This window comes from Mesorhizobium sp. M2E.F.Ca.ET.219.01.1.1, from assembly GCF_004016445.2.
Taxonomy (GTDB): domain Bacteria; phylum Pseudomonadota; class Alphaproteobacteria; order Rhizobiales; family Rhizobiaceae; genus Mesorhizobium.
In genome coordinates this window covers 339,099-350,603 of the sequence record NZ_SADT02000007.1, presented here as the reverse complement: position 1 = coordinate 350,603, position 11,505 = coordinate 339,099, and the positions used below count along the sequence as shown (strand labels likewise).

Sequence of the window (11,505 nt, the reverse complement as noted above, 5' to 3'; positions counted from 1 at the left end):
TCAAGCATGCCGCGGCAGGTGGATGGTCACCGCCAGACCGGAATTGGCATTGGCCATTTCGAGACGGCCGCCATAGGCTTCGACGATATCCGAAACGATCGCCAGGCCGAGGCCGTTGCCGCCGCCCTTGCTGTCGAGCTGAACGCCCCGCACCAGAGCGGCGTTCAGGGCGGCCTCGGGAATGCCCGGCCCATCATCGACGACCTCGATGATCACCTCGCCGGCGCTTGCCGATGCGCTCACCTGAACCACGGAGCTCGCGAAACGCGTCGCGTTCTCCACCAGATTGCCGAGAATCTCGGATAGATCGCCCTCGTCGACCGGCGCCATGAGATCCTCGGCGGCATCGATGATGAATGAGAGCTGCTTGCCCCTCGGCGTGCGCTTGACGACCGCAACCACGCCGCTCGCCACCTCGCGGACAAGGCAGGCGGCATCGCCGGAAACGCCGGGCGCCAGACGAGCGCGTGCCAACTCCCGCTCGACGTGACGGCGAATCGCGCTCGCGCTCTTCTCGATTTCGTCGGCAAGCTCGCTTTCGCCTTTCTTGCGCAGGGTCCGGATGTCGGCGGATAGGACCTGCAGCGGCGTCTTGAGGCCGTGCGCAAGATCGGTGGCACGCGAGCGCGCCCGAGAGAGGGCCTTTTCCTGGGCGTCGAGCAGACGGTTGATCTCGTCGGCGAGCGGCTGCACTTCGCTCGGCGCGGCCACGTCCAGCCGCGCCGTCCGCTGCGCGATCACGTTCTTGACGGCGATCCTCAGGCTTTCCAGCGGCGCCAGGCCGACGGTGATCTGGATGAAGAAAGCTCCCATCAGGGCGGAGGCCAGCACAATGAGGGCCGGCGCAAGGTCACGGACATACTCGCCAACGGAAACCTCCACATTGCGATGGTCTTCCGCCACCACGGCGCGAAAGGCCCGCCCGTCCGCATCGGTGATCGTGCGAAAGACGGCGACAGTGAGTTCGCCGCCCGGCCCCTTGAGTTCTTCCTTCCGCAACTCGCCATTGCCGGCTTGTTTGGGCAGGGCCAGCGTTGCATCCCACAGGGAACGCGACCGGACGAGGCTGTGGGTGGCCATATCCTCCACTTGCCAATAGTGCCCGGATAGCGGACTGGAAAAGCGTTGGTCGGCCAGCGTGGACGCCACCAACAGACGGCCATCGGCCGTGAAGCTCGTCGCGGCGATCAGTTCATTGAGATCGTCCGTCAGCTCACTGACAACACGCCTCTCGAGGTTCAGTTCAAACAGATAGCGAAGACCGACACCGGCGATGGCAAGGGCGATGACAATCGATATCGCCGCAGCCGACCAGAGCCTGAAACGGATCGAATTGCGCATCAATCCGGCCCGTCGGGGACAAAGTAACCGAAACCGCGACGCGTCTCGATGATCTTGCTGCCAAGCTTGCGCCGCAGACGCGCGACGATGACCTCGATCGTGTTGGGATCGCGTTCATTGTCGGAACTGTACAGATGCTCGGCGAGCTCGGTTGACGCAACCACACGGCCGGCATGATGCATCAGGAACGCGAGAAGCCGATATTCCAGCGGCGAGAGCGCCACCGGAACGCCACGAAGCGAGATGCGCATCTGGCGCGTGTCGAGCAGCAAGGGGCCGGATTTCAGCACTGGTGCCGCCTGCCCGCTCGAACGGCGCAGGATGGCTCGCAGCCGCGCCAGCAGTTCCTCCATTTCAAAAGGCTTCGGAAGATAGTCGTCGGCGCCGGCGTTGATGCCTTCCACGCGCTCGGTCCACAGCCCCCTCGCCGTCAGGATGAGGACGGGAAAGCGGCGGCCATTGGCGCGCCAGCGCTTCAGCACCGTGAGGCCGTCGAGCTTCGGCAGGCCGAGGTCGAGAATCGCCGCGTCGTAGTTCTCGACATCGCCTGCGAACCAGGCCGCTTCACCATTGTCGACGATGTCGACGGCCATGCCTGAGGCCTTCAGGACCGCCGCGATGTCGGCGGCGATGCGCGGTTCGTCTTCAGCCACGAGGATCTTCATCTGTGGCCGCCTTCATCGCCCAAGACACCGCCCGCGCCGGCATCGACGTCAACGATCCGGCGCCGGCCGTCGGCGGCGACCACCTGGAACCGATAGATCCACTTGTCTCCGGCGCGAATGAGATCGACCGAAACAATCTCGCCGGGAGCCTTGGTGCGCACGATGGCCATGATATCGGCAAGGCCCTCGATTTCGCCGCGCTCATGGAGATCGCGCGCCCGATCATGATCATCGTCGTCATCCTGCGCTCTGACGGCAGACGGCAAGGCCATCACAAGCGCGGCCACGCCCAGAGCTGCCAGGCTCATCGATACGGCTTTCATGGAAGGGAGCTGTCGCATGCGGAAGCTGTCAAACCGCTGTCAATCATCGTCAGCCGGCGGCAAGGGCCACATCTCTATCAAGGGCCATCGCGCCCGATGACGGGCGCGCGGAGAAGGATACGAAACCATGCGCAATCTTCCTGTCTTGCTTGTCGCCCTTGGCGGCCTGGCCGCCCTTGTCATACCCGCCGCCGCGGAATCCGACCACGGATCATGCGCGGCCGCACCCGCCGCTTCTTCCGCAACAATCGACCTCGAGTCCATCCCCATGATGAGCGTCACCGGGCCCAAGTCGGTCAAAGGTGTCGGAGACGACGAATGCGGCGACGGCAAGACTGTATCCGGCGCGCGCAGTGATCGGGAAGACGAGGAAATCGGCGACAGCGACGACTGAGGGCCGATCGAGCGGCCAACGACCATCAACCTCCCTGGAGAATATCCGCGATGCCCGAAATTCAGCACATCCATCCCATGCTCGTGCATTTTCCGATCGTGCTCATGTACGTGCTCGTCATCGTCGACCTTGCTGCTCTCGCCAATCGCAACGCCGTGACGACGCGCTCGGGCATAGGGACGATTTCCACCTTTGCCGCCGTCGGCGCAGGGCTGTTTGCCGTCTGCACCTGGTACTTCGGCGGCATGGCCCTCAACCACGCGGAGGCCGCCGGCTTCAGCAGCGAGATAGCGGAAATCCATGAGGGCCTGGGCGGGATCAGCGCCCTGACCTTTCTGGGCTGGGGCCTGCTGCGGCTTGTCCTGTGGGTGCGAAATCGAGAGCTGAGCACGCTGGCCCCGGCCATTCCCGCAATCGAAATTGCCGGCGCGGCGCTGGTCACCGTGACGGGTTATTATGGCGGGCAGCTGGTCTACGACCTTGGCGTGAACGTCACCAAAGCCGCGGTTGGGGGGTGACTTTTCAATGTTCGGCCTCGGTCCGCCGTCATCCGGGAAGCGAGCCCTTCTACTTCTAGACCGGTGCGAGTGGCGCCCAGGGGCGGTCATCGAGCTGCCTCCCCCAGCTTAACCCGCGGCGCGGCCCGGTCTGGTCGTGGCTCGATCCAGATGCGGGCCGGTCGCTTTTCGTCTGCGCTTGCCGCGGCTGCCATGGGCGAAGAGCCAGCTCTTGGTGACCTCCGAAACAAGCACGTACAGCGCGGTGATCGCGAGCAACCCGGCCAGCACCGGTCCCGCCAGGGGCACAAATCCGAACCAGCTGGCGAACGGGGCAAAGGGGACGGCGATGGAGATGATGCCGACGCCGAGGGTCAGGCCCGCGAGCAAATGGCTGGGGCGGCTGTGCCACAGCCTTTTGTGGGTTCGCACGACGAGCACGATGGCAAGTTCGGTGAGCACGGATTCCACGAACCACGCGGTCTGAAACGTGGCTGCCGTGGCATGAACGGCCAGTAGAAGGAACGCGAAGGTCGCGAAGTCGAACAGGGAACTCACCAGCCCGAAGCTGACCATGAAACGCCTGACGAAACGGATGTCCCAGTGACGCGGCCCGCGGACCTGCTCGGCATCGACGTTGTCACCCGCGATCGCCAGAGCCGGGATGTCGGAGAGGAAATTGTTCAGCAGGATCTGCTTGGCCAGCAGCGGCAGGAACGGCAGATAGAGCGAGGCCGCGGCCATGCTGATCATGTTGCCGAAATTGGCGCTGGTCGTGATGGAGATGTATTTCATCGTGTTGGCGAAGGTCTTTCGGCCGTCATCGACGCCCCGCACCAAAACACCCAGGTCGCGCTTCAGCAAGATGATGTCCGCGGCCTCGCGCGCGACATCCACGGCGGTGTCGACCGAAATGCCGATGTCGGCTTCATGAAGCGCCGGCGCGTCGTTGATGCCGTCGCCAAGATAGCCGACGACGTGGCCGCTCCGGCGCAGCGCCTCGACAATTCGCTCCTTCTGGTTGGGATCGATCTCCACGAAGAGATCGGTGTGGCGCACACTGGCGAGAAGCCCATTCTTCGTCAGTTTCGACAGATCCTCGCCGGTCATGATCCTGTCGGACCGAAGGCCTACAGCCTCGGCCAGGTGCGCGGCGACATAGCGATTGTCGCCGGAGATGACCTTCACGCCAATGCCGCGCTCGGTAAGCGCCGACAGTGTTTTCCGCACCCCCTCCTTCGGGGGGTCGAGGAAGAGCAGAAAGCCCGCGAAGGCCATTCCGGTTTCGTCGTCACGGCTGAAGCCCGCCTTGTCCTGAAATCTCCGGATCGCCAGGCCGAGAACGCGATATCCTTGCGCGCTCCAGCGCCTGAACTTGTCGTCGATCGCCTGGCGCTCCGCCGCGCCAAGGGGTGCCAAGCCTTGCGGACCCTGAACGAAGCCACAAGCCTCGACGACGTTCTGGACGGCTCCCTTGGTGATGAGGATCTGTTCGCGCGAGCTTTCCCGCGCGGCGACGGACAGCCGCTTGCGGACAAAATCGTAAGGGATCTCGTCGATCTTGGTAAAACCGGACAGATCCTCCTGGTCATGCGGAGCACTTGCAATTGCCTCGTCCAGGGGATTCTTCAGCCCTGTCTGCAAGGTCGCGTTCAGCCGCGCCCAAAGCAGGACGTCCTTCGAAGCGGTGCCCTCGACATCGAACGATCCATCGAGGTGAATGACCCCCTCCGTCAGTGTTCCGGTCTTGTCGGTGCAGAGCAGGTCCATGCTGCCGAGGTTCTCGATCGCGTCGAGGCGACGCACGATGACGCCGCTGGCGGCCATCGTGCGCGCGCCTTTGGCCAGGGTGACGCTGATGATTGCGGGAAGCAGCTCAGGCGTCAGGCCGACAGCGAGGGCAAGCGAAAACAAAAGGGATTCGATCAGCGGCCGGTTGAGCATCACATTGGCGAAGAACACCATGATGACAATCGCGAGCATGATCTCGGTCATCAGAAAACCGAACATTCTGATGCCTCGGGCGAACTCGGTTTCCGGGATCCGCCGCTCCAGGGCTTCGGCGATCGACGCGAACTCGGTCCGCGCTCCCGTGGCGACGGCAAGCACCTTCGCCGTTCCGCTGCGAACCGAGGTGCCGGTGAACACGGCATTGGTCCGTTGCGCGATGCCGGCTTCGGGCGCGGAGCGGCCGGCGGATTTCACGACGGGAAAGGTTTCGCCGGTCAGAACGGATTCGCTGACGTTGAAATCCCGCGACTCCAGGACGACACCATCGACGGGGATGAGATTTCCCGCCGACAAGCAGATGACGTCGCCAGGAACGATGTTCTCGACATCAACAGTCCGTTCGAAGCTGTCCCGAAGCACGGTGGCCTTGCGGGAGATGCGCTGCTGCAGCGCCTCCATGGCACGAGAGGCGCCATATTCCTGGGTGAAGCTGAGAATACAGCTGGCAAGCACAATCGCGCCGATGATCGCTGCTTCATGACCTTCGCCGACGAACACCGACACGGTGGCGGCGAAGACCAGGATCAGGACCAGCGGGCTGCGAAACTGGCGCGCGAGCACAGCCAACGCCGATCGGTTCGACCGAGGCACCAAGGCGTTTCGTCCGAATTTGGCAAGGCGGGCCGCCGCATCCGCGCTCAGCAATCCGGAAGTGGAGGTCTCCAGTTGTCCGACCAGCCGATCTGCTTCAAGCGACCAGTAGGCCTGCTTGGCGATGTCGGGCGCGCGGCCGGTCGACTGCGGTTCGGTGGGCCGGACCGTCGCCCGTTCCGTCGGATCGGCTCCACCGGTCACCATGGCCGACCGATCAGTTCGACAACAGGCGATTGATATTGCTCTCGCCGATGAGCGTGCGTGTGACGCCGCCGAAGGCCCATTCTCGCAGCCGGCTGTGACCATAGGCGCCGGAGACGATCAGATCGGCGTGGATTGAGCGCGCGAACGCTACCAGCCTGTCGCCATCCGCTTCGCCGGCGATCACTTCGGTTCGCGCCATGACGCCATGCTGCTCCAGAAAAACCGCGACGTCGGCGAGGCTGTTTCGCACATCTTCCCCGGACTCGGTTTCCATCGTGGCGACGACCACTTCGTTGGCTTTCGCCAGAAACGGCAGGGAATCGGACAAGGCCCTTCGCGCTTCCCGGCTGTCCTTCCAGGCGACAAGGACGGTCTTGCCCAGGAGATGCTCGGCATTGCCCGCCGTGACCAGCACCGGGCGACCGGCGCCAAGCACGAGGCTACCGACATCGACGGCACGGAAGACATCCTCGCCGCCCTCGGCGGTCACGATGAGATCGGCCGAGCGGGCCGCAAGGCCGAGGGCGCGGGTCGGTCCGCAAATGTATTGCGTCCATTCGCTGCTGACCGAACCAGGGACGAGCTTCTCGAAGATATCGCGCAATTCGGCAAGGCGCTTCTCGATCTCGGTGCGCTGGACCTGCATGACCTCGCCTTCGTAGACCAGGCCCTCGCCCGTGGACACCAAAGGCGGGACGTCCGCGGCGGCAAGGCCGACGAGGTGGGCATCGAAGCGCTGCGCCAGTTCCGCAGCCAGCTTCACGACCGGCGCGGGGTCTGTATCAACGGCCAGATTGACGATTATCGTTTTATAGGACATGCAGGCACCTCGCTCGGAACGCGGAATGCTCTGTCACTTGCATTGTGCGAGCTTGGGGCGCCTTGATACAGATCAAATCGTCGCGGCGGCGCGGCTGTTTGGCGGGCGGAATGATGCGTGCTAAATCGGCGGCCGCTGCTGTTTCTCGATCCGGAGACCGCTCGTGAGCAAGACGGAACAAGGCCGGCCAGAAGCAGCCAAGCCGTCGCCGCTGGCCGCCCTCGATATCTTGCCGGAACACGATCTTCTCGCCCTGATGTTCGACCAGGCTCCGGGCTTCATAGCCTTGCTCAGCGAGCCGGACCACGTCTTTCAGCTGACCAATGCCGCGTTTCAGCACTTGATCGGCCAGCGGCAGGTTATCGGCAAGTCGGCTCGCGAGGCCTTGCCCGAGCTGGAGGGCCAGGGATTCTTCGAATTGCTCGATCGCGTCTGCGAAACCGGCGAGCCTTATGTCGGCCGCAGCGCCAAAATCGTCCTGCGCAACGATGAAACCGGCCTTGCGGAGGAGCGTATCCTCGATTTCGTCTACCAGCCCGTCAGGGCAAAGGATGGCCGGATCACCGCAATCTTCATTCAGGGCACCGACGTCAGCGATCTGTCATTCGCCAACGCCGCGCTGCAGCTGCGCGAGGATCACCTGCGTTCGATCCTGGCGACAGTACCCGATGCGATGATCGTCATCGACGAAGGCGCCAACATCCAATCCTTCAGCACGGCGGCCGAGATATTGTTCGGCTACAAGGCCGGCGAGGTCATCGGACGAAACGTCAAGATGCTGATGCCCTCGCCGTATCGGGAGGAGCACGACACATACCTGCAGCGTTACCTGACAACGGGAGAACGCCGCATTATCGGGCTCGGCCGAACGGTAACCGGGATGCGCAAGGACGGATCGACCTTTCCAATGGAGCTCTCCGTCGGCGAAATGCATCCGGGAACGGGCCGTTTCTTCACCGGCTTCTGCCGCGACCTGACGGAGCGCCACACCACTGAAGCCAGGATGCAGGAGCAGCAGCAGGAATTGCTGCACATGGCCCGTTTCACCGCGCTCGGCGAAATGGCCTCCACATTGGCGCATGAGATAAACCAGCCCCTGACGGCGATCACGAACTATCTCAAAGGCAGCCGCCGGCTGCTCGAGAAGAGCAAGGACGAGAATGCCGCAATGTTGCGGGAAGCCGTGGAGAGGGCCGCCGAACAGGCGTTGCGCGCCGGCGACGTCATCCGCCGTCTCAGGGATTTTGTCGCCAGGGGCGAAAGCGAGCGCCAGGTGGAACGCCTGTCGGGGCTCATCGACGATGCTTCATCACTGGCCCTTGTCGGCGCCAGGGAAGCGGATGTACGCGTCAGTTACGATCTCGATCCGACGGCCGAACTGGTCTTGACCGACCGGATTCAGATCGAGCAGGTATTGCTGAACCTGATGAGAAACGCCGTGGAGGCCATGCAAGGCGCACCCCGCCGCGAATTGCACGTGGTCACCAAGGCGCGACATGACGCGATGGTGGAGATCGGCGTGATCGACACCGGCCCGGGGCTGGCGCCCGAGGTTTCTGCCCAGCTTTTCCAGCCTTTCGTCACCACCAAGAAGCAGGGAATGGGGGTGGGTCTGTCCATTTGTCGCACTATCGTCGAGTCGCATGGTGGTCATATTTGGGCCGAGTCGATGCCCGGCGGAGGAACGGCATTTCGGTTCACCTTGCGTGCCGTAGAAAAGGACGAGGTTGCCCGTGGCCAATGATGTCGTTCATGTCGTCGATGATGACGTCGATGTTCGCAAGTCGCTGGGTTTTCTTCTTGCGACAGCCGACTTTGCTGTGCGCCTGCATGACTCGGCGACCGCATTCCTGGCACCGGAACCGAAGGAGATCGACGGCTGCATCGTCACCGATGTGCGTATGCCCGGCATTGACGGCATCGAGTTCCTGCGGCAGCTGAAGGCACGCGGCCTGAATGCGCCGGTGATCGTGATGACAGGTCATGCCGACGTTGCGCTCGCCGTGCAGGCGATGAAGGAGGGCGCTGCCGATTTCATCGAGAAGCCATTCGACGACCAAGTGCTCATCGATGCCATTCGCTCCGCCCTGGATCACCGAAGTCAGCCCGTTGCGGCGCACCCGCAATCAGCCGAGATTCGAAAGAACCTTGCGACGCTGTCGGAGCGGGAGCGCCAGGTGCTCGACGGGCTTGTTTCGGGACTGCCGAACAAGACGATTGCCTATGATCTAGGGATCAGTCCGCGGACCGTTGAAATCCATCGCGCCAATGTCATGAGCAAGATGGGCGCCAGCAGCCTCTCGCATCTGGTGCGCATGGCCTTGATCGCCGATCCGAAGAGCTAAAGCGCGTCGCGCTGAAAATGCGCGCCGCCCAGACGCCACGCGCCAGCGGGCGGCGCGCATCAATGCGGCTTCTGCAGGGAGCCAAGCTGATGTTCCTCCGGATTCCAGACGCGCCAGTGGGTCGGACGAATGTCGACCCGCGCTCCGGTTGCGACATCCTTCCAGCCCACCGGCGCCTTTTCGCAGGGGAACACAAGCGCGTGCACGCCATCGTCGTCGATGACGGCCAGTTCGAGGTTGCGGCCGGATGGCGCGCTTGCGATCGGATTCCACATTCGGCCAGTGTGATCGAAGATTCGCCTCGCGCTTTGATTTGAGTCACATTTTTCCGGCCAGGAGGCCCTTGGCGCGAACCGGCGTCCCTTGAACGAGCGTGGTTCGGGCTCTTTGATACCAATCGTTCCTTCTTGCGGCTTGTTTGACGCGGATCAACGATGGCCGCCCATGCCGGTGCTTTGATGCCGGCCTCGACAGGTCGCGCATGAATTGCAATGCGGTCGCGATCGACTCGTATCAAACGCGGACGTCGCGAAGCGGATGGGTCAGTTCAGCGAGGATGCCTGTCGAGCAGGTCCGCCGACCTCTCTCTGGCGCGTGCTGGAAGACCTGCGGTGAAAGAGCGGAGGCGGCGGCACTTGTTGCCCAATCCATCTTTAAGGAGAAAAGCCATGGCTGAGGCCGCTACCAAACTGCCCGTGAGAACCGAGAAGAACGTTCCCGCCCGATCGGATAACTGGGCGGGACCTTTCGAGAGCCTGCGACGCGAAATCGACCGGCTTTTCGATGACTTTCATCCCTTCGATTTCCATCTGCCCGCCACCCGTTCGCTCTTCGGCAGGGACTTCCCCGCGAAGTTGCGCGGTGAATGGCCCGTGGCGCCGGCGATGGACCTGGTGGAAAAGACGAACGAGTACGAGATCACTGCGGAACTGCCGGGCATCGACGAAAAGAACGTCGACATCAAGCTCGCCAACAACGTGCTGACGATCAAGGGCGAGAAGAAGGAAGAAAAAGAGGAAAAGGAGAAGGACTACTATCTCTCGGAGCGCCGCTACGGCTCCTTCCAGCGCTCGTTCCGGCTGCCCGAAGGTGTAAACGCCGACAAGATCGACGCCAGTTTCACCAAGGGCATTCTGACTGTGAAGCTGCCCAAGACGGCCGAAGCGCAGAAGGCCGAGAAGAAGATCACCGTCAAGGCTGCCTGAAGCCACAGATCGTCATTTCCTCAGTGCATCGGGCCGGTGCACTGAGGAGCCTCATTTCTTTGGATCCGAAGGTTTCCCTGCGGCCTCGGCTTGATGCTCCGCGATTTCGAGCTTCTGTCTCTCACGCGCAAGCAGGTTCTCGATCACCCGGCGCTTCTGCGGGTCAGTTTCCGCGGCAAGCAAGTCTTCGAAATGGGCAATATTAGCCCGTGCAATGAACCGGTCCACGACTACCCTCAATGCAGGCTGTTGATCATTCCTACTCCAAATATCGCGGTCATCCACTTTTTTTGTGAAACACAAGCCCGCTGGCTGAAGCCGCCTCCAGTCGCATTGTCTCGACCGCGGGAGGCATCCCGGAATTGACATAGCTCAAAGTGAGATCTTCGCATGCCTCGTATGGTGTCGGCCAGGTAGATCAACGCGCTACCCAAAACGAATTTCGGCTGCACAGGAGCTCGACATGAATTACCAGCGGTTCTTCGAGGATGCGATCGACCAGCTCCACGAGGAGCGGCGCTACCGCGTCTTCGCCGACCTCGAGCGGATCGTGGGCAAGTTCCCGCGCGCCATCTGGCGGTCCAACGGCCGTGCCCAGGAAATCACCGTATGGTGCTCCAACGACTATCTCGGCATGGGCCAGAACGAGGATGTGATTGCCGCCTTCCAGAGAGCGGCCGGCAAGATGGGCTCGGGTGCCGGCGGCACCCGCAACATCTCCGGCACCTCCAACCCGCTGGTCGAGCTCGAGCAGGAGCTCGCCGACCTGCATGACAAGGAGGCCGGGCTCGTCTTCACCTCCGGCTTCGTCTCCAACGAGGCCTCGATCTCGACCATCGCTAGGTTTTTGCCCAACTGCCTAGTGCTCTCCGATGAGCTCAACCATGCCTCGATGATCGAGGGCGTGCGGCGCTCCGGCGCGGAGAAGAAGATTTTTCGCCACAACGACGTCGCGCATCTGGAAAGCCTGCTGCAGGCTGCGGGCCGCGAGCGCGCCAAGCTGATCGTGTTCGAGAGCGTCTATTCGATGGACGGCGACATCGCGCCGATCAGAGAGATCGTCGAGCTGGCCGAGCGCTACAACGCCATGACCTATATCGACGAGGT

The 11,505-nt window shown here is 62.7% G+C and carries 13 protein-coding genes; 6 read left to right on the top strand and 7 right to left on the bottom strand.

Annotated elements, in window-relative coordinates; genetic code table 11:
• The 3 genes from EN862_RS30155 to EN862_RS30145 are packed head-to-tail and all read right to left on the bottom strand — an operon-like array spanning position 1 to position 2,293.
• Positions 1-1,341 (bottom strand): HAMP domain-containing sensor histidine kinase, encoded by a 1,341-nt coding sequence (locus EN862_RS30155; RefSeq protein WP_127867464.1) that lies wholly within the window; start codon positions 1,339-1,341, stop codon positions 1-3.
• On the bottom strand, positions 1,341-2,006 hold the full coding sequence (locus EN862_RS30150) for a response regulator transcription factor (protein ID WP_042647167.1): 666 nt from the start codon (positions 2,004-2,006) through the stop codon (positions 1,341-1,343). Before EN862_RS30150 ends, EN862_RS30155 begins: the two co-directional genes overlap by 1 nt.
• A complete protein-coding gene (locus tag EN862_RS30145; protein ID WP_245519739.1) occupies positions 2,003-2,293 on the bottom strand; it encodes a PepSY domain-containing protein in 291 nt (96 codons plus the stop codon). Before EN862_RS30145 ends, EN862_RS30150 begins: the two co-directional genes overlap by 4 nt.
• 163 nt (positions 2,294-2,456) lie before the next feature.
• Here EN862_RS30145 and EN862_RS30140 point away from each other — a divergent pair, with 163 nt between their 5' ends.
• Together EN862_RS30140 and EN862_RS30135 are read left to right on the top strand one after the other, a co-directional pair.
• Positions 2,457-2,723, top strand: coding sequence for a hypothetical protein (locus EN862_RS30140; RefSeq protein ID WP_127867466.1), 267 nt, complete (start codon positions 2,457-2,459; stop codon positions 2,721-2,723).
• A 50-nt stretch (positions 2,724-2,773) separates the two neighbouring features.
• Complete coding sequence (locus tag EN862_RS30135) at positions 2,774-3,241, top strand: DUF2231 domain-containing protein (RefSeq protein WP_127867467.1); 468 nt, start codon at positions 2,774-2,776, stop codon at positions 3,239-3,241.
• Between the two features lie 108 nt (positions 3,242-3,349).
• On the opposite strand, the gene mgtA is transcribed toward EN862_RS30135, so the two are convergent.
• On the bottom strand, positions 3,350-6,028 hold the full coding sequence (gene mgtA / locus EN862_RS30130) for a magnesium-translocating P-type ATPase (protein ID WP_127867468.1): 2,679 nt from the start codon (positions 6,026-6,028) through the stop codon (positions 3,350-3,352).
• Between the two features lie 10 nt (positions 6,029-6,038).
• Positions 6,039-6,848: a universal stress protein gene (locus EN862_RS30125; RefSeq protein ID WP_127867469.1), complete on the bottom strand. Its 810-nt coding sequence runs from the start codon at positions 6,846-6,848 to the stop codon at positions 6,039-6,041.
• 256 nt (positions 6,849-7,104) lie between these two features.
• On the opposite strand from EN862_RS30125, the gene EN862_RS30120 reads away from it, so the two are divergent.
• Positions 7,105-8,592: a PAS domain-containing sensor histidine kinase gene (locus tag EN862_RS30120; RefSeq protein WP_127867635.1), complete on the top strand. Its 1,488-nt coding sequence runs from the start codon at positions 7,105-7,107 to the stop codon at positions 8,590-8,592.
• Positions 8,582-9,193 (top strand): response regulator FixJ, encoded by a 612-nt coding sequence (gene fixJ / locus EN862_RS30115; protein WP_127867470.1) that lies wholly within the window; start codon positions 8,582-8,584, stop codon positions 9,191-9,193. Before EN862_RS30120 ends, fixJ begins: the two co-directional genes overlap by 11 nt.
• Positions 9,194-9,252: 59 nt before the next feature.
• Here fixJ and EN862_RS30110 read toward each other — a convergent pair whose 3' ends face one another.
• Positions 9,253-9,468, bottom strand: a complete 216-nt coding sequence (locus EN862_RS30110) for a hypothetical protein (RefSeq protein WP_127867471.1) — start codon at positions 9,466-9,468, stop codon at positions 9,253-9,255.
• A 393-nt stretch (positions 9,469-9,861) separates the two neighbouring features.
• Here EN862_RS30110 and EN862_RS30105 point away from each other — a divergent pair, with 393 nt between their 5' ends.
• Positions 9,862-10,398 (top strand): Hsp20/alpha crystallin family protein, encoded by a 537-nt coding sequence (locus EN862_RS30105; RefSeq protein WP_127867472.1) that lies wholly within the window; start codon positions 9,862-9,864, stop codon positions 10,396-10,398.
• A gap of 51 nt (positions 10,399-10,449) precedes the next feature.
• Here EN862_RS30105 and EN862_RS36340 read toward each other — a convergent pair whose 3' ends face one another.
• Positions 10,450-10,626: a hypothetical protein gene (locus tag EN862_RS36340; protein ID WP_189475880.1), complete on the bottom strand. Its 177-nt coding sequence runs from the start codon at positions 10,624-10,626 to the stop codon at positions 10,450-10,452.
• A 235-nt stretch (positions 10,627-10,861) separates the two neighbouring features.
• Between EN862_RS36340 and EN862_RS30100 the strand changes: the two genes are divergently transcribed.
• Positions 10,862-11,505: aminotransferase class I/II-fold pyridoxal phosphate-dependent enzyme (locus tag EN862_RS30100; RefSeq protein ID WP_135913274.1), on the top strand; the 644-nt coding region annotated here is incomplete at its 3' end.